The following is a 25453-nucleotide window of genomic DNA, read 5'->3' as shown; positions in this document are numbered from 1 at the left end:
TAATGAAAAAGCTAGAAGGTAAAACTGTTGCCATACTTACTGAAAACGGCTTTGAGGAAGTGGAACTGACAAGTCCGAAAAAGGCTTTAGAAGATGCTGGTGCCAAAGTGCATATAGTGTCTCCGCAAAAAGACAAAGTAAAAGCATGGGATCATGATCATTGGTCCATTGAATTGCCCGTTGATGTAGAGGTTGCTTATGCAGACGTAGAAAACTATGACGCGTTAATGATTCCCGGCGGAGTTATCAATCCGGATAAAATGCGGCTGAATAAAGATTGTGTAGACTTTGCCCAACAATTCTTTGATGAAGGCAAACCTATTGCAGCCATATGCCATGGTCCGCAACTGCTGATAGAAACAGGTTTGCTGAAAGGAAAAGAGATGACTTCCTATCCTTCTCTCAAAACCGATCTTGAAAATGCAGGCGTTACCTGGAAAGATGAAGAAGTGGTGGTGGACAACGGGTTGGTTACCAGCCGTAGTCCCAAAGATCTTGATGCATTCAACAAAAAAATGATTGAAGAAATAGCAGAAGGCATACATGCCGTTTCAAGATAGCTGTTTTCCGAATCCCTGTCTAATCTGCAAAAGGCAAGTGGTATTTGTATCACTTGTCTTTTTTGTTTGCCTGAATTGCGCGTGCTTTCCTTCTGGCCAACCGTAAGTTCCAACCTGCATTTTCCTCATCACCAAACAATGTTCCCCATGGCTTGAGATCTTCCACATGATCAAAGACCACTTTGGCAATGGCTATAAAAGGAATACTTAAAAACATACCGCCCACACCTGCAATGGCGCCGCCAACTAAAACTGCAATAAGGGAAATAAGCGCGTTGAGTTTTACATGTGAACCAATGATGCGCGGAACAAAAAAATTGTTGTCAATAAACTGTACTATCAAATAAACGATAAATGAGCCAAGCATTTTATATGCATCGCCCGTATTGGTTAATGTTATTAAAGCTGTTAATACAACTGAAATAAGACCGCCTATATAAGGAATAAGATTTAAGATGGCACCGATAACGCCAAGCAATATAGCAAACGGAACACCGATGATCATTAAACCGATACTATTAAGCACAGCCACACAGGTAGTTTCTAACAAAAGCCCGGTAATGTAATGTTGTATAACAGTACGGACCTCCTGCAACGCGTGCGTTACCTTAGTTAGATGTTTTTGATCAAACAGGTTGACGATAAAATGCTTTAGATGGTCGCTGTAGTACATAAAAAGAAATACATACACAGGAACAACAACTACCGAGGCGAAGGATGCACCAATAATGCCAGCTACCGCGCCAACTTTTTCGACACTGTTTTCCTTTGTTTGCTCAATTAATTGCTGTTGTTTCTGTTTGCTTACATTGAATGTTGAACTGAACCAGTCCTGCACCTGGGAAAAAAACTGCAGCAAATTCTTCTTAACCGTACCAAAATCGTTTACGAAAGTTGAAACCTGGTAATACATAAATACCAGTATGCCGGTAAGAACGATGGCAGCAACCAGCATGGCAATCATAATGGCCGGTATGCGTGGAATTTTAAACCGCATACATTTAAACTGTATTGGCTGCAACAATATAGCCAGCAGAAGAGAAAATCCCAACGGAACGAAAATGCCCTGCGCTATATAAAGAGCGTAAAGAACGAGGAACAGTAAGAGTAAGATGAATGTAAGTCTGATAAGTAAAGGCCAAGATTTTATCATATCTGATGTTTTGATGTGATCACGAATGTTTAAGTGAGCATTTTTTCAAGTACTTTGGCGTTTTCGATAGCTATGCCATTATAGGTGTTGTTAAAGAAAATCCACAGGCTATGTTTTTCTTTCAGCCATTTTTTGAACAGAGAAGCGAAATAAGTAAGTTCTTCTTCTGTGTAAGAAGATGCGTATAACTTACCTGGTCCGTGAAAGCGAACGTAAATGTTCCCTGATGTTATATATTCGGCATAAGGAAAGCCAACGCCCGATTGTGAGACTACAAACCCAATCTTATACTTTTTTAGCAGCTTGATGCTTTCGTCTTCCAGCCAGCTTTTGTGCCGCGGCTCCAATACAAAATCTGCAACGCTGTACTTGTTTTTCAATAACCCGAAAAAAGCAGCTGCTACATCTTCATGAAAAGAGAGCGACGGAGGAAGTTGTATCAATACCGGTCCCATCTTTTTTAACATCGGGGCAAATACGCCGAAGAACCGCTCCATGGGTTCTTCCGGTTCACGCAGTTTTTTCAGATGTGTGATGTACCTGTTTAGCTTCGGACAGAAATAAAAATGCTTCGGCACCATGTCAGCCCAATTTTCAACTGTTTGTTTGCGCGGCAAACGATAGAAGCTGGAATTGATTTCTGTACAGGAAAATGATTCAGCATAAAATGACAACCATTCTTTACTGCTAATACCCGAAGGGTAAAACACGTTTTTCCAGTCGCCATAACTCCAACCTGACATGCCAATATGAACATTCCTTTTCATAACAGTATAATGTGACAATTTTTGAACCAAACCTGTTTGTACATTAAACTGCCAACAGCAAGAGGAAAATGTGTATTTAGTGCCGCGCGTGCGTATAAAATTTTATTTAAAAGAACACTTACCTTATTTGAAAGAAAGCGGCTTTATCCTTGCAACAGGTTAATAAACCTCGCTATGAAAAAGCAAGTTGTTGTAATGGTGCTGATGATAGTACTAATGATCGCATATGCAGCATGCACCGGTTCACAGTATATCAGGCAATCTACAGGCGATAGTGTTCGTGTGAAGTCCGGAAAAATGCATGTTGCCGATAGCACAGTACATTAAATTGTATTAGGATTACTGGTGAGAGTGATAAATGAAATGTTTTCTCTAATCTTACCAAACTGGACCGCTCTTCCCTTCTTACTATCTTACTGTCTTACTATCTTACGTGTCTTACGTGTCTTACGCGTCTTACGCGTCTTACGGTCTTCCAACCGTGTCCGGTGAAATATGAAAACTTCCAAGATAAGCCTTACCTAATAATTGAACATGGCCGTTCCATGAGTATGTAATCTCTTTAAACAAGAACCTGTCCGTAACAATTATTTTTTGAGGGGCATGCAATGCTGCACTATCCAACGTGGTATCTGCAACATTTAAGTACCCGGGATATTTACGGGCTATCCGTCTTTCCGCAATTTGTTTTCCCATTTGCATGCACTCATCATAGTCAGGTTTAGAGGCCACTACAAATACTATTATGGCAAGAACTGATAGCAGTAAAGCCAAGAATGTTTTCATAAGTATAAAGTTGAATTAATACTGCGACATTGTTGTTCAACAGGTGATGCTTTAAGTTTTTTTTTATTATGTTTTTTCACCCGCTTTTTATTAATGGCATGATACTTGAAAAATAACATGGTATAATCAAAAAAAGTTTATGACTATGAAAAAATTATTATTATCAGGCCTTGTTACAGTGGCTGTATTTGGAACGGCAATTACAGTAGGCCATACGCAGAAAGTAAATTCTAAGGCATTGGCTTCTTACGAATCTTATCAGGATACAACCAAGAAGGATACTTCTAAAAAGGATACGACAAGGAAACCTGATGCTGCTCAAGTTAAACAGTAGTATTTACTTTTCATTCGTATGATATGAAAACCTGGCAAGCACGAAAAAGCCGGGGCGCTGAAGCTGCTCCGGCTTTTCTATGTTACTACGTGAAAGAAAGTTGTCCTGAGCTTTCAAAGTGTAAGACAACTTTCACTTCACTTCTTTTATTTTAATATTCCTGAACCATATTGGCGCACCTGCGTGTTTACCCTGTAAGCCTATCTGTCCTTTCAGGGGCAATGATGATAACGGATTACTTAACCATGCAGGAATTTGTGAACCATCGGGATTGGTGGTTGCCGAAGTATATAAGCTCATATCAAAACTGTTCACCAGTTCGCCATTTAGTACTATCCATATTTTTTTATCAATGCATGTAATGGTATAGTGATTCCATTCACCTGGTTTTTTAACTGTTCTTTTGGTTGCAGCCTGGTGGCCAAAAACTGCTGCACATTGCCATGTTGGTGAGGCCCTGGACCATTTTTCTGAATAATCATCTGCAATCTGAATTTCTACTGAATGTGGTATCCAGTTTTTAATATCGCTGGCATGTACGATAACACCACTATTAGTTCCTTCCGCATTCTTAAATTCCAGATCCAGCACAAAATTGTTGTAAGATTTCTCACTCCAGATAGCTTCATCTTTTGTGGCCGTCAATACGCCATCCGTTACGCTCCATACACCATCGGGGAATACGGCATTGGAAAGATCGGTTTTAAATAAATCGGTCCATCCTTTGGCTGATGTGTTTGGATGAGATGTGGTATCCTGAGCGGATGCCCCGATGCTGAAACAATAAAGAAGATAAACAATACTGATAATTTTTTTCATAAGCTGATTGTTGTTGTACTTAAAGTTACGAAAGCAAAAAGTGAGGAAATAAAAAAGCTACCGGTTTTTACCGGTAGCCTTTTTTATGAATGTCAGCGATTGCTAAAATTGCCTCACCATCAATTAAAATCTATAAGCAACGGTTGCTACAAATTGTCTTGGAGGGATTGGGTTGATGCTATAGTTTTCGTGAACATAGTAGTTCAAAGCGTTGGTAACATTGGAGATCTTAGCCAGCAATGAAACCTTTTTGTAAGTGTAACCTGCGCTGAAATCGAGTGTTGTAAATCCATCAACAGGAATTAAACGGGAGTATGTTTGTGTTTGCTGTTTTGTATCGTTCCATCCGCCATAGCGTTTGCCAATATAAACAACCGTAGCGCCAACTTTAAAACCTCTTAACTTGTTTTGGAAAGTATAGAAAACGCTTCCATTTGCAGTGTTGGCAGGGGTGTTAACCAGTCTCTGTCCTTCAACATAGTTACCTTTCGCATCCGGTGTTTTTGTGTAACGCATGTTATTGTAGCTATAACCTGCAAGTACATCAAGGCCCTTTACAGGATGTGCAACTACATCCAGTTCAATACCATCGCTGGTAGTTTCACCCGCAAGTTGTTTCAGGTTTGTGTTACTGTTCGGATTACCCAAAGAATCAAATTGTGCTGTTTGTGCCAGGTTGTGATTGATGATGCGATAAGCTGTAACATTTACAGAAAGCAACCCTTTCAGGAAATCGTTTTTGATACCAACTTCAAATTGATCGATAATAGAGGGATCAAGCTGACCACCATAAATATCAGTACCAGTGTTAGGTACAAACGAATTTGAATAGCTCGCGAAAACGGAAGTTGTAGAAAATGGTTTGTAGACGATGCCGACTCTTGGAGAGAAAGCTTTATCAATTTTGTCTTTACCAACAGTAGTTTTACCACTTGCATAAGCCAACGTATCTGGTGCAAGCGCATTCTGGTAAGACCAGCGCAAGCCAACCAATACTTTTAATTTTGAAGAAAGGCTGATCAGATCCTGTGCATATACACCAAAACGGTTGGTAGGCTGATGACCCACTTTTGATTTGGTTGCATCAGGCATATCTGTGCGGGCTGTGTATTTGCCATTGTCAAAAATATTGATAGTATCATAAATGCCACTTTTTATACCAGCAATATCATACGCATAGTTTGTTGTATAATACCTGTCCGCATCAATACCTGTCAACAGTGTATGTTCAATTTTACCAGTTTTGAATTTACCATTAATGTCCGCTTGGGCTACATAATATTTTTCATTTGAATTCAGTCTGTTGATAGGTCTTGCCCAGTCTCCGTTTGATTTGATCTGAATTCTTTCAGTAGAATAGTAATCTCTTTTATACGATTGATAAGAACCACCGACATTCAATGTCCATCTGTCACTTAACTGGTGTTTCAGGTTAAAGCCGGCAGTGCTTTGATCCGTTTTGGTGTATTGCCAGTTAGTACCGAGAAACCTGTTGTGTGGAAGAGGAGCGATTGCTGTGTCGCCGATAGAACCAATACCAAAATCAGGTGTAAAGTTGTGATGCAGGTAATCACCCTGAACCAATAACTCCGTGCGTTTACCTAATTTAAACAACAGGGAAGGGTTGATATAATAGCGTTCGGATTTAACAACATCACGGTAGCTTTTCGCATTTTCGTAGGTACCATTAACGCGGTAAGCTATTTTAGAATTGATTGGGCCATATACATCAAACGAAGGTTTATACAGGCTGTAGCTTCCTATACGCATGGAAACTTCTCCTCCTGTTTCAAACTTAGGCTGCTTGGTAACCATGTTCAAAATGCCGCCGGGCGCAACGTTACCGTAAAGAATAGATGCACTTCCTTTTAATATTTCAACGCGATCAAGTGAACTCACTTCTGGCATAGCGCCGGAGTTAACCCTGAATCCGTTTTTAAACATGTTGCCACTACCAAAACTATATCCACGTGCATAAAAAGCTTCCTGTGTGCTACCTCTAGTAGTTCCAAGATAAACACCGTTTACATTTTTTATTACATCGCTCAGGCGCATTGCCTGCTGGTTGGTGATAGTTCCTTCGCCAATAACAGCAACGCTTTGTGGAAGATCCATTGGTGAAATAGGAATTTTTCCAACAGAAACCGTGCGGATATTTGTGCTTCTTCTGCCACTGATGATCACTTCATCCAGTTGCTGAGCAGTTTCGGCAAGCGTAAAGTCCAACTGAAGGGTTTCATCACTTGTTTGAATGTTTATGTTTTGTTCTTTGGTTTGCAAACCTGTATGAGAAACAACAACAGTGTATTTGCCTTGTTTTACGTTTTTGAACGAGAAGGTTCCGTCTTCGTTGCTGATTGTAGACTTGCGTGATTCTTTCAAAACAACCGCAACTGACTCAGCAGGTCTTCCGTCCGTAGTAACAACTTTCCCCTTTACAATAGCATTTTGTGCATTTGCAGAAACAATTCCAGTTCCTAAAGCGCAGAAAAAAAACACAATATTCTTCACAGCGTTAAATTTTGCGCAAAAAAATCCCTAATCCGGAGTTTTTTACTGCCGAATCGGGAAATTGTATTTACAAAATCAGGAAAAAGTTAAAATGGAAACATGTCACCTCGACACAATTCGTATGTGGATAAAAGTCTAAAAATTATTTACATTATGTTCTATAACATGTATTATTCGCAATAAATCAGGTTATTAAAGAGATACAAATCATTTTCAATTTTCCCCGCCTAACGAACTTAGTCGGGCAGGAATTCTCCATTCTCAACTAACCTAACTTTCCTCGTCAAAGTACAGCTTATAATACTGTTTGTTAGTTAATTCGTCGTAACCTCTTTCCATTAAATCGCGACGCCCATGGATATAAACATGGAAGTTTTTGTCGAGTTTAAGTACGGTTTTAAAGCTTTTCTGCTGTTTTTTTACTGCTGCAACATGAATGCTGAATTCATCCTCCATGGTAAAATTCTTCGCCGCTTCATAATTCTTTTTATAATCCATAAAAGTGTCTACCACTTCCTGGTGGTGAATTACTTCTTCGGCAAATTCCTGCAGGTTGAATTCTTCCTTGCTTTTAAAATAGTCCATGGAGCGGTTTAGGAGATCAATTTGCTCGCTTTTGCTCACCTCAAATTTTTCTGCGTATTCATTCGTAATGAATTGCTTGCAGAGACCGAGATATTTATCTGTATTGTGATAACTGTCTGTGTATGGCGTAACCTGTAAAAAATCGTCAACCCAGTATTGTGCATCGTTTTGTTTGTTGGTGGCATCAACTATGCAAACCACATAGCCATCCGCCTGGTGTTTTCTGAACACAAGACAGCCCTTATCCAACTTATTGATGTTAACACCTTCTTCCTGAATTACCTCCCAGCTTTTGCCATGAGGAAAAACTTTTAAAAAGGTTTCTTTGCTTTCACTTTTAAAAAGCCCGACAGCCTGCACAAAGTCACCGTCGTAAGGAACATCGTCAAACAAAGCGACATACAACTCGCCTTCTTTCACCTTTACGTGCGTACTTTTTGAATAAAGAAACTGCGCCAGGATAGCCGAAGTCTCGACAAATTCATTCGGTTTTTCAAAAAGTTGTGTTACGTAATTGAAAACTTCGTTCAGATTTACATCACTTATATGTGTAAAACGATAAGTTTCATTTTCATTGAAAGAACCCAGAAAATATTTTGTGAGCAACTTTCTTACCATCTCATCATTTAATGAGAGCGGATTCAACGAAAGTTTTAATTCTTCCGCGCGTGAAGGATTACCCACTTTATGTACTATCACCTGGTTAAGTTGAACGCTGTCGATGCCTGTCATGGGCGCGAAGATAATGATAGAGTTCAGATGTGAATAGTGGATGGGGAGGAATAGTGAATAGTGAATGGTCAATAGTGAAAGGTGCGGCTCGTTTCTTTTTTGTTAGCTATTCTTTTTGCTAAAAAAAATACCATGTGGAAAAGGGCATAGTTAATAGCAGAAAGTGGCGCAGACTTTCTTTCTTAGAGGTTCTCGCTCAATCTAAGTGCTTCATTCGCCGACATTTTAAGGTTTGTTGAAAAACTTAGTGTTAACGACCAATATTTGTTTTTTAAAAATTTTTTACCACGGCTTCGCAAAATAGGAGGCTGTTACACCTTTCACTATTGACCATTCACCATTGACTTCTCAAATGTTCCAAATTTTCACTATTGACCATTCACTATTGACTACAACAGCCCCGCTCCGCCATTCTTTTTCCCTTCCCAAATCCTATCTTCGCACCATGCAAGATTATTTAAAGGGACTGAATAAGGAACAGGCAGAGGCTGTAACGCATGTAAATGGCCCGTTGATGATTGTGGCTGGCGCAGGTAGCGGCAAAACCAAGGTACTAACAACCCGCATCGCCCACTTAATGAACCTGGGCATTGATGCATTTAACATTCTGGCGCTGACGTTTACCAACAAAGCGGCGGCAGAAATGAAAGAACGTATTGAAAAAATACTGGGAAACAGTAACGCCCGCAATTTATACATTGGAACATTCCACAGTGTATTCGCAAGAATTTTGAGAGGAGAGGCGCATCGCATCGGTTATCCCAACAGTTTTACTATTTATGATACGGATGATAGCCGTAGTGTGTTAAAAACTGTGATCAATGAACTTAACCTGGATGATAAACATTATAAACCTAACGTAGTTCACAGCCGTATTTCGCAGGCAAAGAACGCATTGGTTGGTCCGGCCGAATATGCAACGGATCATTATATTCAGCAGGAAGATATGCGCAGTAACCGCCCGGCTATTGCTCAGATCTACCAGGCATATGCAGCACGTTGTTTTAAGAATGGCGCAATGGATTTTGATGATCTGTTGTTGAAAATGTATGAGCTGCTGCAAACTTTTCCTGAAGTATTGCACAGATTTCAGCATAAGTTCAAGTACATCATGATTGATGAGTACCAGGATACTAATACCGTTCAGTATCAGATCACAAAACTCCTGGCTGCAGCCAATGAAAATATTTGTGTGGTGGGCGATGATGCGCAGAGTATCTATAGTTTCCGCGGCGCAACCATTGAAAACATATTGCAGTTCCAAAAAGATTACGATGATGTGAAAGTGGTGAAGCTGGAGCAGAACTACCGCAGCTCAAAAAGCATTCTGAATGTTGCTAACGAAGTAATTAAAAATAACAAAGGCCAAATACCTAAAGATCTTTGGACCGATAATGAAGAAGGAGAGAAGATCAAGCTTGTCCGCACAATGACGGATAATGATGAGGGCCGTTTTGTTGCTGACACCATACAGGAACAAAAACTCCGCAATCATTATTATAACCGCGATTTCGCGATCTTATACAGAACCAACGCGCAATCCCGTTCTTTCGAGGAAAGCTTGCGCAGAATGGGGATTGCCTATAAAATATTTGGAGGTGTAAGCTTCTATCAACGTAAAGAGATCAAAGACTTTATTGCTTATCTGCGCGTTGTAGTAAATACAAGAGATGAAGAAGCGTTGAAACGTATTATCAACTATCCGGTTCGTGGTATTGGTAAAACAACCATTGAAAAGATTGTAATTTTTGCCAACGAACAGAATATTACTGTTTGGGAAGTATTGCAACGCGCAGGGGAGTTTGGATTTAAAGCGGGAACGCTGGAGTCCATCAACAACTTTGTTACCATGATGCGCTATTTCCAGAGCATGCTTGGAGATAAAAATGCGTATGATGTAGCAGTTCAGGTAGGTAAACATACCAATCTGGTGAAAGAACTGTTTAATGATAAAACGGTTGAAGGTTTAGCACGTTACGAGAACGTACAGGAATTACTGAACTCAATTAAAGAATGGACAGAAAGCCCCGATAGTGAAGAAGGTGAAGTAATAGAGAAAAGTCTTGGCGCCTATCTGCAACAAATTACGTTGTTGACAGATGCTGATGACGATGATGAAAATGCGGATGTTGTAAAACTGATGACCATTCACGCAGCAAAAGGTCTTGAGTTTCCGGTAGTATTTGTGGTTGGGGTAGAGGAAACACTGTTTCCAAGTGCCATGAGCATCAACACGCGCGAAGAGTTGGAAGAGGAGCGCCGTTTATTTTATGTAGCAGTTACAAGGGCAAAAGCAAGATTGTTTTTGACTTACGCCAATGCGCGCTACCGTTTTGGAAATCTTGTTCAGAACGAAGCCAGCCGTTTCCTGGATGAAATGCCGGAGCAATATATCGATAAAACCTACGCTGGTGGCGGATTGCACAACAAAGGAAGTTTCGAAAATGCAGGTTCTGCCTACCAACGCATGCAACGCGGCTTTGGTGATTATAATGACATGGCAAGCGTTGAAAAAAGATATGGACCACCACCAGCAAAAAAAGCTGGACCTGAACGCAAGCCTGTCGAAAGCAAGCCTTCTTATATGCCACCTCAGGCCACAGCGCCAAAAGTGGTTGAACATAAGCCTTCGGCAGACTTTGTTCCCAGCGATACCAGCAATCTGCAGGCCGGGCAAAAAGTGGAGCACCAGAAGTTTGGGTTTGGTACCGTGCTGAAATTGGAAGGGAGCGCTCACAACCCGATCGCGACGGTGAAGTTTGAACTGAACGGAGAGAAAAAGATTATGTTGAACTACGCAAAACTTAGAATCGTAGGCCAGGATTAGGAAACGAGGATTTGACAGGTCAAATTTGTCTGGACCGGGATTGGGAGGATTAGGGGATTGATTGGATTGAGCTTTGGTTTCTCAAATAGGATAACATTATGATTTGAATATAGAAAGAAAGCAGGTATTCTTATGGAAGCCTGCTTTTTTATTTGGAGCGAGGATTTTTGTCTGGATCGGGATTTATGGGATTGGAGGATTGGTTGGATGGAACTTTGGATTAGCAAGTGGTACTTCGTAAATTGTACTTGTGAGACAGCGGACAGTTACAAGGTGGCTACATCTAAGATTGCAGATGAATCGGATTGTGAATAATGAAACTGCTGCACCTAAGTACTTCGTACTTCGTAACCCGTACTTTCGACAGGGTCAGTAGTCAGAAGCCATTCACATTGTACACCGTACATCTAACAGCGTACATGAAAAAGATTGTGAACTATGCAACTGATGCATCAGCGTACTTCGTACTTATAGACAGCACATTGTTTCGAAGCCACATCGTACCCGCCCGAACGTGCCGTCGGTACGGGCAGGCATCTAAAATCGTACATCGTACATGAAAAAGATTGTGAAAAATGAAACTGCAGCACCTAAGTACTTCGTACTTCGTAACTCGTACTTATGACAGGCCCTGCAGTTAGAGGATGCTCACATCGTACACCTCACATCGTACATCGTTTGATTTTTATCACCTTTAAACCTATAAAAACAATCTACTTTGCGGCCTTTTAAAATATTCATAGAAGTATAACACTTTTTGAATGGAACAAACAACCTCTATATCTCACAAAGAAAACACGGAACGCATTGCAGACCTGCTGCTGAGTATAGGCGTTTTATTGCTTAGCTCGGGAAGTAACAGCAGGAGGATGAACGTGAATATCAGCCGCATTGCCAACGCATGGAACTGTAAGATTGAATTGTTCTCGTCATTTACCGGTATCATGGTCAGCCTAAAGGACAAGGAAAACTCGAACCTGGTTACCAAATTCAAAAGAGTGGCGCATCATGGTGTTCATTATGGTATTGTTAGTCAGATAAGTGTTTTATCCTGGCGCGTTAAAGATGAGCAGCTTTCTTTTGAAGAAGTTGAGCGGGAGCTGGAGATAATTAGCAAAATGCCTCACCGACCAGCGGGCCAGATTTATTTTGGCATTGGCATCGCCTGCGCTTCTTTGTGTATGTTAATGCATGGCGATTACAAAAATGCTCTTGTGGCATTTGTTGCTTCCTGCGCGGGTTTATATTTCCGGCGTTTGTTGGCGGGGCTGAAATTTAATGTACTGATCTGTATTGTCCCTGCCTCATTTGTAACCAGTCTTATTGCGGGCATGGACGTGTTGTATCATTTTGGAAAGACGCCTGAATCAACACTGGCAACAAGTGTTTTATATCTCATTCCCGGTGTGCCTTTGTTAAATGCGATTATGGACATGATTGAAGGGCATATTCCCACAGCCATGGCGCGGGGCTTATATGCTGCGTGCATTTTGCTTGGTATAGCGATCGGTATGATCTTAAGCATGATGCTCATTGGCTTTAGTAATTATTAAAACCTTTGTTATGATCAGTTTTGACTCGGTAATACTACGTGTACTGCAAGACGGATTGCTGGCTTTTTTTGTGGGCGTTGGGTTTGCATTGTTATTTAATGCACCGAAAAAAGCGGTTATAATGGCCGGATTGCTTGGCGCAGGCGGACATATGTTACGTTTTGTTTTGCGGGAAGAATTTGAAATAGGGATTATAGCGGCTACACTTGCAGGCTCTTTGTTCATTGGGTTTTGCAGTATTGGTGCGGCGCATGTTGTACATACACCACCGGTAGTTTTTTCTATGCCGGCATGCATTACAATGATTCCCGGATTGTATGCTTACAGAACCATGATTGGAGTAGTGAAAATAGCAGATACTGATACGTCCGTTCGCACGCCAGGTTTGTTAACCGAAACCTTTCACAATTTTGTACTCACCGGTTCTCTTCTTTTTGCACTGGCCATCGGCATAAGTGTGGGCTCGCTTCTGTTCAGGAAGAAAAGTGTGAAACATTTAAGGTTACGCGGACAACGGAAGACCTGATGACAAGTAAAACGTGTCCTACACTTGCAAGTGTAGGACACGTTTTACTTGCGATTTCGAAAGCGAAGAAAAACAACATGATATTTAACTGGTGGCGTTGCATTCGACTATCGACTACCTGTCGTAGCAAAGACAGATTTTATAACGGCTGCAATTTTTCCCGTAGGGAATAAAGCTCAATAGAAATAATCGAATCGGGAACCTTGTAGCCCGTTGGGCTTTAACCAAATAAAAAGGGTTAATGTCCTACGGACAATAAAGACCATGTATGTTAGAATATCTATTGAGCTTAAAGCCCTACGGGCTACCGATCAAAAAGCGTACTGTCATCTCTTTTTGATTGTGGTTAACCACGTTTTACTTACGGCTCCGAAAGCAATGAAAAACCGCATGACAATAAAAAACTTCAAAATGGAATGCATCATTCTGGTGCGAATTATGAATTTTTTTTCTGAGACTAAGTTGGCTACCTGGCTATCATTACCCGATACAATCCCGAAGGGATGAAATTATTATAGTAAATGCATAAATTATTTATTCAAACCCTGAAAGGGTGGCATAGTATAATGTCAACCCCTGCCCGTCCGGTCAGGCGGGCTTCGGGTTTTAAATACCGCCGTCTATATCATTCTATAACAATTTCATCCCTTCGGGATTTAGTTGACTTTTTCTAAAATGTTTCTCTTTTTGTGGTTGTTAAACATCTTGCCTGTTCACTAAAACGTGAAGCATGGTTTTCCGCAGCGCCGCCGCTTCTTTGCGTTCGCCGCGTGAAACCCAACCTCGCCTTTTCAAAAAATCAATCCTTTCTGTCAGAAAATCATAAAGCATCTTCAAAAAATAAATGCTGATTGCAAAAACCTGTGGCCAATACTAGGTTTACAACACAATTCTGATAGTCGTTCAATAAAGTAATCCCGGTTCACTCAAGTGTCGCAATGTACCAACCATACAAACGAATGGTTGATCAATACTTTTTTGTGTATTGGAGGTTGCTGCTAACCAAAATATTATCATCTGTTAAAAGAAAACTCAGAAAAATGAAAAAGATATACACTTTCCTGCCGCTGTTGTTAATGATTTGCAGTTTTTCTTTCGCTGCTGTAAGAACAGTTTGTAACATACCAACTCCTTCTGCACAGTATAGCACCATTCAGGCTGCAATAGATGCAAGTGGAAACGGAGACACTATCATGGTGCAAGGCACATCCTTAACTTATACCGGCTTTACCCTGGCAAATAAACGCGTGGTAATTATAGGGCCAGGCTGGTGGCCACAAAGTCAGATCTCTGCTGTGCCTGCTACAGTTGCAACAAGCGTGATCAATAACGCCGTAGCAAGCGGATCTGAAATCCAGGGACTCACATTTGTGGGACTGAATATTACTACAGCTTCCATCAACAACCTCCGTTTTATCCGTAACCATTTCACAGGAAGTATTACCATCGGCGCCAACACGCTTACTTATAGCGGCTACCTGTTTGAAGGCAATTGGTTTGAAAAATCTTACATCCAGGCAAATGTAGCTTCTTACTTTTCCAATTTTATTATTCAGAACAACCTGTTTTATGCCGGCGGGATTCTCTATTTCACAAATTCTTCCAATATTGTCGTAGATCATAACCTGTTTTATTACAGCGGCTTGTATTATCCGTTTGGAACAAACAGTTATTATGCCTGCTACAACCTTGTAATTCAGAATAATATTTTCAGCAAAGCAGCTCCGGTATATGGCACATCTTCCACCGTAAAATGCACTTTCAAAAACAATATAACGTTCAATACTCCCGCAACCGCACCCTGGACACAAAACAGCAATGTTGATGGTGGTGGCAATGTTCTTAACCAGGATCCGCAGATGGCAGACCAGGCATTGGTTAATAGCGGAACAGATAACCCCTTGTTGAACTTTACCATTGCTGCTGGTCCTGCAAATAATAAAGGCAACGATGGAAAAGATATGGGCTTATTGTACAACACAACCGGAAGCCTGAACTGGAACAATAGCAGAACCAGCAGATTGCCTTATATCTTCACGATGAAAATTGCGAACCCGACGGTAGCATCTAACGGAACGCTTTCAGTTACGCTTGAAGCACGGAAAAACAATTAGTTACCTGTTCCATGTTTAGTGATGCATCTTCTGTAACCTGGCGGATAAAGCAAGCATTATCAGTTACTCGTTACCAGGTTTAAACCCGGCCCCTGTATTAAAGTGAACCAAAGACCCCCTTGACAATGAATCCTCCATGAAAGAATACAGCCGGTGAAAGTATGCTTATAACGGGGCGTATCATACCAAACGTCTATTTGATTGTGGCTGGATTCATTTGTTTCTGAATGCACTTACACTCCGCCAATAAACAACATTTTATAATGAAAAGGACACTATACATATTGGCTCTACTGCTTGGATTCCTGGTTTCTAAAGGACAAAAGCTATCCCGACTGGAATATTTCTTTGATACGGACCCGGGTTCAGGCAAAGCCAAATCGATAACTTTTACTGCTGCCGATACCATCAGAAGTACCTTTAGCTTATCTGCTGCAGGGCTGTCACAAGGCCCTCACATCTTGTACATCCGTTTTCAGAATGAAAACAGGCAATGGGGATCCTGGACATCGACTCTTATTGCGGTTGATAAATATTTCGATATGCCAGGCCTGAAAACAATGGAGTATTTTTTTGACACAGATCCCGGCACAAACAAGGCGGCACCAATAAATGTTTCCGGAGCACAATCGGTTATCACCACACAGTTGTTCACAGCTAAGAACCTGAAAGAAGGTACGCATATATTGTATTTGCGATATAATGACAGTGCTGGACATTACGGTCCTGTTAGCGCATGGCCGGTAAATATCACGGCCCATGCTTCGGCGATGCCGCAACTGTCCGGTGCAGAATATTTTTTTGATACAGATCCGGGGAAAGATAAAGGAACCAAATTATCCTTTAGCCGGTCTGATATTATAAGCACAACACAGTCTCTTTCAGTCGGCAATTTGCAGGAAGGCCTGCATGTTTTATACATCAGGTTTAAGGATACATCTGGCCATTATGGTCCGGCAGCAAGTGGCTTAATTCACGTAACCGCATTTGCAGCTAACATGCCGTCCATAGCTGCGGCTGAATACTTTGTAGATACCGATCCCGGCGTTGGAAAAGGACATGCCGTAACAATTTCACCGCAAGCCGACACGGTTAAGAAAACACTTGCGCTATTAGTACCATCCGGACTTACTACGGGTAAAAAACATTATCTGCATTTGCGTGTAAAGGATGCGAAGAACAACTGGAGCCTTGTGCGTGTGGACTCATTTACAGTAACTGCCTCCGCCGCTTCTATCCACCTGATCGCTCTGCAAAATGATGATAAAATAAGGCTTAACTGGACACCGGAAATGGCTGATGAAAGCTCAACTTATATGGTTGAACGGGGGCCCAACAGCATTACATTCAAGCCACTGAATCCTGCAGCATCCGCAAGAAAACAACAGAAAGTGGAAGCATTGGATTACCTGGATGAAGCACCTGTTGAAGGTGTTAACTACTATCGCATAAAGCAAACCGATGCCAATGGAAATGTTTCCTACAGTAATATAGAAGCAGTATGGATTAACAGGAAAAAGGACAACGGAATTAAATTCTACCCGAATCCCGCTACCAGTTATGTAACAGTTACCCGGACTGTTCATAACCAGGAAAAATCTGTATGGCTTACTGTTACCGATTTAAAAGGACATGCGCTCATTAAAGAAAACATAACAAACAAAAGTATTCAGACACTTCAAATAGGTATGCTGCCAAAAGGCCTGTACATGGTAAGTGTAGTTGATGGAACGAAAGTGACTACCGAAAAACTGGTGGTGCAATAATGGATTTTACCCGGATAATTGTTTAACACGACTTCTGAAAGCAGAAGTCGTGTTTTTTTTAAGGAATATACCCAATGATCGTTGAATAACGACTCTATTAAGGACATTTTTGTCCATAATTGCTATCTTTGCGCCTTCTGCCAATAAAAATAAACACTGTACTATGAATGAGCAGATTGCAGATTTTATAAAAGAACAAACAGCGGCTACTATTTGCTGTATCGATACTGAAGCCCAGCCTTATTGTTTTACATGTTTTTTCGCTTTCAATGCTGAAGAAGGACTTATTTACTTTAAGTCTTCTTCCAATTCAAAACATGCTCTTTTAATCAGGGAAAACGCGCGCGTTTCAGGTACCATTTTGCCAGACAAATTAAACAAGCTGGCGATAAAAGGCATACAATTTAACGGAGAGGTTCTTGATCCGAAGCATCTTTTATGCAGAGATGCTTCGTTCTTTTATAATAAAAGACATCCCCTGGCGATTGCCATGAAAGGAGAAATTTTTACCATCCGCCTAAGTGCAGTTAAATTAACAGACAGCAGTATGGGTTTCGGACGAAAAATCATTTGGGAAAGAAATGAATCAGGTGGATTGTTTGTTGCCTATAAATAGCCGGGTCAGGTGTTCGCGGTAAACAAAGCGTATCCGTAAAAACCACTTATTTGGTTTTACGGTTATATGTGAAATTTAGTTTCTTTTATTTCAACTCATTTTACCTTTTGTTGTTATAAGATAAACCAACTTTCGCTATGTACCGGAAAGCATTGTATGTTCTTTGTACATGGTTGGGAATCTGCTTGTCATTCTTCAGCCTGGCCCAGGAACCGGTTGTTCGCAACAAACTTTTTTCCTTCGGCTCTTATGGTCGCGTGGGTGTGGGCTGGGCGCCTGGTATTACTGGCTCTGTAGGGCGCAATCTTAACCTGAACGGCATGGGCGCAGTAGGCGGTCGCCTGGAGGAAGGTGATTATTTTGAACTTGCCGGTGCACTTCATTTCAGTCCTGTAACTGCCAATAAAGATACCACCAGCATTGATGCACAGGTCAGGTTTGGTTTTTTTCCCACTCAAGGACAACTGATCGGAGGAAGTACTTCCAAATCATTCGGTAGTATCACCACAGCTATTCCGGAACTATATGTAGAAGCAAAGAAAATTGCAGGATCAAACTGGTCCGTTTGGGTGGGAGCACGCTATTTCAGGGGAGGTGATATTCATATCGCCGATTATTTTTACTTTGATGATCACACCAGCCAGGGCTTTGGCATCAAGTACAAAAACACGCAATTCGCTGTAATGCTGCCCGGTGCAGTAGATACAAGCAGTTCTGTGCCGCCATATTTCTATCTGAACATTGTAAACAATACGCCAGTGCTCGGTCTCCGCGGCAGGCAGGTTTATATCCTGGAGCAACAGCTTTTTAGCAATAAATGGGGACAGTTTAAAATATTGGGCGAATTCCACAAGCTCAACAATGCAACGGTAAGCGATACAACAAGATATAATTACCCTGCGGATCTCGGCTTTGTTCTTGGTGTAAAACATATTATCCCGATAAAACAGTTCCTCGACGGATCTTTTCAGCAATTTTCTGCACGTTATGGATATGGAATCGCAAATGGCGGAGATGGTGGTGGTTCAAAAACCTTCCTTACTTACGGAGCTCCCAATTTGCAAACCGGAAAGTTTAAGAACGCTTATTCAATTGCGCTCACAGAACATTTTCTTGCCAACTTTAACAGGAATTATTCCCTGAACGGATATGCACTTTATACCCATAGCAAGGGTGCGGCAGATAGTACAAATAAGGCTCCGGACTTTATGAACAGGCAGGTATTTAACAGAAAAACCGATCTGGCAGTTGGCTTCAGAGGGCAATGGTACATAACCAATTGGTTTCACTTGCTCCATGAAGCCAACTACGCTGCCAGAAAAGATGGTTCCCAACCGTATGCAACCATGTTTAAGCTGGGTATTATTCCCACAATAGTTCCTACCGGAAAACGCGACGTGTGGGCCAGACCACAGATCAGGCTTGTATATGAATGTGCTTTTTATAACAAGTTCGCTTCAAACAATCTGTATTCAACTTATCTGCAACAGTCTGGAGCTAAGAGCATCGGTCAGTTTATTGGCATCGGTGCTGAGTGGTGGATCTGGTAAATAATAAGGGAAAGGTTGAGTAAACTTTTTACATAAAACTTTTTTATATTTGGTTGTCGCCCTTTTATAAAACTCATGCTTCCCTTAAAAACTGAACACCAATAATTGCATGACTTCGTTTTTCAACAATTGTTCAAATACGGGTAATTATTCAGCGCTGTCACAACCATTCAATAGCAGCCGTGAGAAACACGGGTAGCGCCCTAACGTTGTAACAATCCAATTTAGTTCCATGTTCTAATTCAACTCCAAATCCTTTCATGAGACCGTTGTTCTTGTATATTTCTCTGTTAATGTCATTAAAAACAATTGCTCAAGCTCCGGCTTTTGATACTTCCCTTTCCGGAGTATGCACACCTGTCGCTGTAAAGTTTACGGATGTGTCGAATATCCCGGGAAATGTAGTGTCGCGTACCTGGAACTTTGGCGATGGCACTACCGGCACGTTTGCAGCAAAGGATATTGAAGCCGGGCATAATTATATTACAGACGGAGATTTTCCAATTACCCTAACCCTGGTGATGGAAGATGGAAGGCAGCTTGTTTCAAGTGCTAAAACAATCATTGTTAAACCGAGACCTGTTGCCGGTTTTGAAACCAGCACAGTAGCAGGCTGTGCGCCGCTGGATGTTACGTTCACCGATAGGTCCACCACCACTTCAGGTGCGATAACCAAATGGCAGTGGGATTTTGGTGACGGAAGCAGTACAGTTCAAAACCCTGTACATTCTTTTTCAGATAAAAAAGATTTTACCGTTTCTCTTATTGTTTACAATGACTATAACTGCAAGAGCGAAGTTGCCGCAAAGGAAATAATAAAAGTATTTGACCCCGCGAAAGCGGCATTTAGCTCCGACAAAAATGGCTCATGTAGCTGTCCTTTCTCGATCAATTTCAATAACACATCTACCGGGAATGGGAGCGTTAGTTATTCATGGGATTTTGGTGACGGAGGAACCTCAAGCAATAAAAATCCACAACACGAGTTCCAGGCCGCCGGCTTATTCAATGTGAAGTTAACTGTGAACAATGGTACAAACTGTCCATCATCTATCGCGTCGCGTTACATTTATGCGGGTACGCCAAATGTGAGTATTTCGTCGGCACCGTTAATAGTCTGCACTGGCAAATCTGCTAACTATGCCGCCATCGCTTCCCCTTCATCGCTGGCACAAAATATAACATGGTACTTTCCGGATGATAATACAAGCGCCGCCGGAGCTTCGGCAAGCCACATCTTCAGCAACAATGAAACGTATCTTATAAAAGTAAAAGCGGTGTCGGCAATCGGCTGTACTTCCGAGGCTACGTCTTTCACAACCGTCAAATCATCGCCGATAGCCTTGTTTCAGGCAACACCAACACATCTTTGTAAGTCGCCTTTCGCTATCCGGTTCGATAATATTTCAAACTACAAAGGAACCGGCTATGAATATGTATGGAACTTTGGTGACGGACAATTGAGCACATTGGAAGATCCGGAGCATACTTACGTTTCTGCCGCCTCAAAGTATGTAACGTTTACTATTAAGGACAAAATATCGGGTTGCGAAAGTTCACCCGTAAGTCAATTTGTGGATCTGCGGGAGCCATCGGTAACCCTGGATGTTGTTCCGCAACAAGGCTGTAAGCCTTTGGTTATACAGGCCACGGCTGCAGCCAATGCGAATGAACAAATAGTATCTTACACCTGGGACTGGGGCGATAACACCTCTTCAACAACAACCACAAATACGGCTGGTCACTTTTACATAAATGAAGGCTCTTACATTGTTAAGGTAGAAATAGCCACGGAAAACGGATGTACTGCTGTTTCAAATGGAATAAGTGTGCAGGTTAACGACAACTGCAGGGATGATGGCAGTGGCAGCGGAGGAAATGCCGCCAGCGGTGGATTTAGCTTTTTAAACACCTGTGAAAATAAAAACACCATCATATTCACGGATGACTTTAGCAAACGAACGGATAATAACTATTCTGTTTTGAGCTGGGATTTTGGAGATGGTACCACAACAGGAAATAAGAACCCTGTTGTTCACACATACACCGCTGCGGGAACGAGAGAATATGATGTAACAGTAACAAGAAAGGATGCATTAACAGGAGCTGTAAGTACATCAACCAAAAAAATGGTGATCATTGATGAAAAACCAATCATTTATCTTACTAAAACTGCTACTTGTACGCAGACGCAGGTGCCGTTCAGAACGTCCGGAATTCATGCACAGTATGTAAAGCAATATGTATGGAACTTTGGCGATAAATCCACCAAAACAATCAACAACAGTTCGTTCGATCCTGCTGAAGATGGCTACACAACACACACGTACAGTTCCAACGGGAAATATCCGGTTTCTCTCAAGATCACTGATAAACTCGGATGCATAACAGAGGGTACATATCCTGATCTTGTTCAAATCAGCGGTCCGCAGGCGGATTATAACGCACCGGATATATTGAGCTGCAAAGCGCTTGAATTTACCAAGGCCGTCACCGATAAGTCCACACCGAATGCATCTTTACCGATAGATAAATGGGATTGGTATATATGGCGCACAGGCGATGCTCAACCATCAACGCCCACATTGTCGTACACTAAAGACAATATCCCTGAAAAGATTTTATTGCCTTTCAAAAATGCATCGGCCGTTGCGGCTGAGTATTCTGTAAAGCTCGTCGTAACAGATGTGGATAAATGTAAGTCGGCGCCAAAAACCGTCAGCAAGTTGGTTAAAAGCTATTGGCCAAAGGCAGGTTTCAGCGTTAGCAGGGACTCCATGTGTGGAAGCGGGATCGTGAATTTTTATAATGCATCCACCACTTCGTCGGGAACAATGAATGTGTGGCTTTTTGGCGATGGCAGCTCGTCTTCCTTGTCCAGCCCCACGCACGCCTATCCCGAAGATGTGAACCGGTATTCAGTAACCCTCACAGTAGCGGAACAAAATATGCCAGCCTGTAAGGATACAATAACCAAAGAAAAGCTAATAAAGGTGGTGAAACCCGTCGCTGATTTTGAGATAAGTAATCCGGATGAATGTCCGCCTGTCGCTGTTAGCTGTACGAATAAATCTTTTAATGCCGGCCCAGGCACATGGACTTTTAGTGAGGGAGGTAGTTCTGCCCAAAAAGATATATCCGGACATCTTTACGAGATGGGCGGTGATTATATGATAAAGCTGCATGTTGAGGGAGTGGATGGTTGCATTGATGAAATAACAAAACCCATACACATCAAAGGACCGGCTGGTAAATTGCGGTATGAGAACACAGTTGGCTGCGTGCCTTTTGATTTTGAGATGAAGGTTACAGACACAAAAAATGTAACTAGTTACAGTTGGGATTTTGGTGATGGAACGTTACCTGTAGATCCAACTGCGTTTGCTCAAACACATACATATACGGCTCCCAGAAAATATTTGCCGAATGTGATTATATCCAGTGATGAAGGTTGCCATATTTCGCTTGTAAATGAAGACAGTGTTATTGTAGATAAAGTATCTGCTGCTTTTCAACTTGATTCCCTCCGTTTTTGCGGTAATGGCACTGCTTCGGTGAAAGAAGTTTCTGCGGCTTCTGCAGTTTCGGAAATAGCATCGTACAAATGGAAAGTGAATGGCGAATTGATTTCTGATGAGATACATCCCACTGCATTCAAGTACAATACGCCTGGAGAATATGAAATTGCCCTGGAAATAAAAAATGAATATGGTTGCGAAGCGAGCGCGAACGAAAAAGTGAGTATCTATGAGGAACCGGTAGTTTCTATTAATGGCAGGGAAGTAGTTTGTCTTGCAAAAGAGGTAGCATCCTTTGATTATTCGGCTGGAATTGAGCGTCCGGATGCTATTGAAACTTATAAATGGCTGATAAATGATTCGCTGATTTCAACAAATGAGCATCCAAATGTCAATTATCGTCAGGCAGGTGTTCATGATCTGAAGTTGATTGCCACAACAATTAATGGTTGTATTGATTCTTCCTCCAAAAGAATTGTCATAGATAATGTACGCGCCAGTTTTACTACATCTGCGAATTCTATCTGTGGAGAAAACAGAAATATTTTCTTTACAAATACTTCAACACCGGCAAATACAATAGCGAAAGCAGAATGGGATTTCGGTGATGGAAATTATTCCGTTGCAAACAATGGGACTTCACACAAATACGATCTTTACGGCGATGTGAAAGCGGCATTGTTTGTAACCACGGAAAATGGTTGCACGGACAAAAGTGATGCGATTACCATTCATTTAAATCAATCACCTGTCCTAAACATAAAGGGTAATAACGTTATTTGCCTCCCTTCTGATTCACCGGTATTGAATTATAAACCGGATATTACAAGTGCCGATCCCATTCATTCTTATTCGTGGCTGATAGATGGGGCTTTTGTTTCGGCAGATACAATATTAAATACAAACTATCGGCAATCAGGTAAGCATAACTTAACACTAATATCAACAACAAAAAATGGTTGCACGGATTCTGCAATAATGACAATTACAATCGACTCGGTTAAAGCAGATTTTCTTGTGTTGGATTCCGTCCGCTGCGGTGCGGGAAATGTCAGTTTCATTAATACTTCTTCATCCGCCTTTCCAATCACCGGTTATTTATGGCGTTTGGATGATTCTATCTACCATGATCAATCTACACTAACGCGCTATTACGCTGGAAAAGGCAATCACACAGCTTCTTTGCATGTTACCACGGAAAACAATTGTAGTTCATCTTTAACAAAAGAGAATGCCATTGAAATTTACGGAAATCCGGCTGTTGAACTTTTTGCCAATAAGGAATCGTGTCTGAATACGCCTGTAGATTTTATTGCGCTCACATCTTCTGAGGATAAAATAATAAGTTACCAATGGATAGTTAATAACACTCCGGTTAAGGGAGTCGCTCATCATGCTGTAAAAATGTTCTCTGATACAGGTAATTACATTGTTAGTTACAAAGCGATATCGGAACATGATTGCACGGACTCTTCTTCAATGTTGTTGATAGTTCATCCGCTTCCTTCGCCTGTAATAACGCACGATACAACAATATGCAGGGGATCTGCAGTAACATTGCGGGCCACGGGTACAGACAATTATAGTTGGAACAATGGGAGCGGCGATAATTTAGCTACCAGAACCGGTGCATCGCTATCTGTTAAACCACTCGTCTCAACCAATTTTTATCTTACTGCAACCAATAAGTACAACTGCTCCATAACTGACAGTGTATTTGTGAAGGTTGATAAACCGGTCGATCTGAAAGTTTGCGATACACAAACAATATGTAAAGGTGCAAAAGCTCAGCTTTCGGCAACCGCTAACACTTCTTTGTTCCTTTGGGATAATTACGCTTCTCTGAATAACCCAACCATAGCATCTCCAATCGCTTCACCCCTTACATCAACTGCTTATCATGTTACCGGTGTTAGTGGAAATGCCTGTCCCGACGAGAAGAAATCAGTTATGGTTAACGTAGTGGATAACCCCATAGTTTCGTTGGGCTCAGATATTACTGTACCAGCCGGTAGTCCGGTAACCTTGCACGCATCGGCAAGCGGGAATATCAAGTCGTATCTGTGGAACATCGCGACAGCATCAAAATGTATATCGTGCCAGGATCTCAACTTTATTGCCGATCATGATGAATCTATTGTTTTGCGTGTCCTTACACAAGAGGGTTGTACGGCGTCTGATACCATTGCTGTGCATGTGCTTTGCAATAAAGAAGCCGTATATATTCCGACTGCCTTCACGCCAAACGGTGACGGAATAAATGATATTTTCTATATCAGAGGACACGCTCTTAAAAAGATAAAAAACTTCAGAATATTTGACCGTTGGGGTAAACTTGTATTTTACCGGGAGAACTTTACGCCCAATGATATAAAAGCAGGCTGGAACGGTGTGGTGGGTGGACGGCCAACAGCCCAATCCTCTACTTTTATTTATATAGTTGATGCTGTTTGCCAGGAAGACAAAAACATACAGCTCAAAGGAACGGTTTTGCTGATAAGGTAATTAAAAGGCATAACTGTAAACAGATAAAAAAAGAATAGCGGTTGGTTATAGTGAACCAACCCGGGGGGAATAAATAAGGCGCCATTCTTTGTTTTTTAATCTCGGGGAAACATGCTGACAGTTAGTAAGAGGTCCCGGGACGAAAAAGGGTAATTGCACATTGATTAAGTAAAATTAAATATGTATCTTGTTCCGAAAAATAGCCATTTATAGCTATTTAAAAATTTGAGA

The 25453-nt window shown here is 41.4% G+C and carries 18 protein-coding genes; 12 read left to right on the top strand and 6 right to left on the bottom strand.

The genetic code is table 11. From position 1 onward, the window contains the following. Nucleotides 1-2: 2 nt before the first annotated feature. Nucleotides 3-560: a type 1 glutamine amidotransferase domain-containing protein gene (locus tag QTN47_RS16575; RefSeq protein WP_369330517.1), complete on the top strand. Its 558-nt coding sequence runs from the start codon at nucleotides 3-5 to the stop codon at nucleotides 558-560. Between the two features lie 49 nt (nucleotides 561-609). On the opposite strand, the gene QTN47_RS16570 is transcribed toward QTN47_RS16575, so the two are convergent. After that, nucleotides 610-1713, bottom strand: a complete 1104-nt coding sequence (locus QTN47_RS16570) for an AI-2E family transporter (RefSeq protein ID WP_369330516.1) — start codon at nucleotides 1711-1713, stop codon at nucleotides 610-612. Nucleotides 1714-1742: 29 nt separating this feature from the next. Further along, on the bottom strand, nucleotides 1743-2480 hold the full coding sequence (locus tag QTN47_RS16565) for a DUF72 domain-containing protein (RefSeq protein WP_369330515.1): 738 nt from the start codon (nucleotides 2478-2480) through the stop codon (nucleotides 1743-1745). A gap of 174 nt (nucleotides 2481-2654) precedes the next feature. Here QTN47_RS16565 and QTN47_RS16560 point away from each other — a divergent pair, with 174 nt between their 5' ends. Continuing rightward, nucleotides 2655-2807 carry a hypothetical protein gene (locus QTN47_RS16560; RefSeq protein WP_369330514.1) on the top strand — a complete coding sequence of 51 codons (153 nt, stop codon included), beginning with the start codon at nucleotides 2655-2657 and terminating at the stop codon, nucleotides 2805-2807. 138 nt (nucleotides 2808-2945) lie between these two features. On the opposite strand, the gene QTN47_RS16555 is transcribed toward QTN47_RS16560, so the two are convergent. Next, entirely contained in the window at nucleotides 2946-3266 is a 321-nt protein-coding gene (locus tag QTN47_RS16555) for a hypothetical protein (RefSeq protein ID WP_369330513.1), read from the bottom strand. A 145-nt stretch (nucleotides 3267-3411) separates the two neighbouring features. Between QTN47_RS16555 and QTN47_RS16550 the strand changes: the two genes are divergently transcribed. Then, a complete protein-coding gene (locus QTN47_RS16550) occupies nucleotides 3412-3600 on the top strand; it encodes a hypothetical protein (protein WP_369330512.1) in 189 nt (62 codons plus the stop codon). A gap of 132 nt (nucleotides 3601-3732) precedes the next feature. On the opposite strand, the gene QTN47_RS16545 is transcribed toward QTN47_RS16550, so the two are convergent. The 3 genes from QTN47_RS16545 to QTN47_RS16535 all read right to left on the bottom strand — a co-directional run bounded on the left by QTN47_RS16545 (nucleotide 3733) and on the right by QTN47_RS16535 (nucleotide 8247). Then, nucleotides 3733-4419, bottom strand: a complete 687-nt coding sequence (locus QTN47_RS16545) for a 3-keto-disaccharide hydrolase (protein WP_369330511.1) — start codon at nucleotides 4417-4419, stop codon at nucleotides 3733-3735. A gap of 123 nt (nucleotides 4420-4542) precedes the next feature. Next, entirely contained in the window at nucleotides 4543-6930 is a 2388-nt protein-coding gene (locus tag QTN47_RS16540; RefSeq protein ID WP_369330510.1) for a TonB-dependent receptor, read from the bottom strand. 270 nt (nucleotides 6931-7200) lie between these two features. After that, the gene (locus tag QTN47_RS16535; protein WP_369330509.1) at nucleotides 7201-8247 is read right to left on the bottom strand and encodes a nucleoid-associated protein; all 1047 of its coding nucleotides are present in this window, start codon (nucleotides 8245-8247) and stop codon (nucleotides 7201-7203) included. A 445-nt stretch (nucleotides 8248-8692) separates the two neighbouring features. Here QTN47_RS16535 and QTN47_RS16530 point away from each other — a divergent pair, with 445 nt between their 5' ends. The 9 genes from QTN47_RS16530 (at nucleotide 8693) to QTN47_RS16490 (ending at nucleotide 25222) form a co-directional block, all read left to right on the top strand. After that, nucleotides 8693-11074 (top strand): ATP-dependent helicase, encoded by a 2382-nt coding sequence (locus tag QTN47_RS16530; protein WP_369330508.1) that lies wholly within the window; start codon nucleotides 8693-8695, stop codon nucleotides 11072-11074. Nucleotides 11075-11177: 103 nt separating this feature from the next. Then, the gene (locus tag QTN47_RS16525; protein WP_369330507.1) at nucleotides 11178-11315 is read left to right on the top strand and encodes a hypothetical protein; all 138 of its coding nucleotides are present in this window, start codon (nucleotides 11178-11180) and stop codon (nucleotides 11313-11315) included. A gap of 520 nt (nucleotides 11316-11835) precedes the next feature. Beyond that, a complete protein-coding gene (locus QTN47_RS16520) occupies nucleotides 11836-12627 on the top strand; it encodes a threonine/serine exporter family protein (protein WP_369330506.1) in 792 nt (263 codons plus the stop codon). Between the two features lie 10 nt (nucleotides 12628-12637). Beyond that, nucleotides 12638-13153, top strand: a complete 516-nt coding sequence (locus QTN47_RS16515; protein ID WP_369330505.1) for a threonine/serine exporter family protein — start codon at nucleotides 12638-12640, stop codon at nucleotides 13151-13153. A gap of 1040 nt (nucleotides 13154-14193) precedes the next feature. Beyond that, nucleotides 14194-15267, top strand: coding sequence for a right-handed parallel beta-helix repeat-containing protein (locus QTN47_RS16510; protein WP_369330504.1), 1074 nt, complete (start codon nucleotides 14194-14196; stop codon nucleotides 15265-15267). A gap of 263 nt (nucleotides 15268-15530) precedes the next feature. Next, the gene (locus tag QTN47_RS16505) at nucleotides 15531-17033 is read left to right on the top strand and encodes a T9SS type A sorting domain-containing protein (RefSeq protein WP_369330503.1); all 1503 of its coding nucleotides are present in this window, start codon (nucleotides 15531-15533) and stop codon (nucleotides 17031-17033) included. A 163-nt stretch (nucleotides 17034-17196) separates the two neighbouring features. Next, complete coding sequence (locus tag QTN47_RS16500; protein WP_369330502.1) at nucleotides 17197-17649, top strand: PNPOx family protein; 453 nt, start codon at nucleotides 17197-17199, stop codon at nucleotides 17647-17649. Between the two features lie 137 nt (nucleotides 17650-17786). Continuing rightward, on the top strand, nucleotides 17787-19199 hold the full coding sequence (locus QTN47_RS16495) for a carbohydrate porin (RefSeq protein WP_369330501.1): 1413 nt from the start codon (nucleotides 17787-17789) through the stop codon (nucleotides 19197-19199). A 293-nt stretch (nucleotides 19200-19492) separates the two neighbouring features. Continuing rightward, the gene (locus tag QTN47_RS16490) at nucleotides 19493-25222 is read left to right on the top strand and encodes a PKD domain-containing protein (protein ID WP_369330500.1); all 5730 of its coding nucleotides are present in this window, start codon (nucleotides 19493-19495) and stop codon (nucleotides 25220-25222) included. The last annotated feature ends 231 nt before the right edge of the window (nucleotides 25223-25453 follow it).

This window comes from Danxiaibacter flavus (assembly GCF_041060425.1).
In the GTDB taxonomy this organism is placed as follows: domain Bacteria; phylum Bacteroidota; class Bacteroidia; order Chitinophagales; family Chitinophagaceae; genus Danxiaibacter; species Danxiaibacter flavus.
The sequence above is the reverse complement of the archived record's forward strand: the minus strand, read 5'-3'. Positions and strand labels throughout refer to the sequence as shown.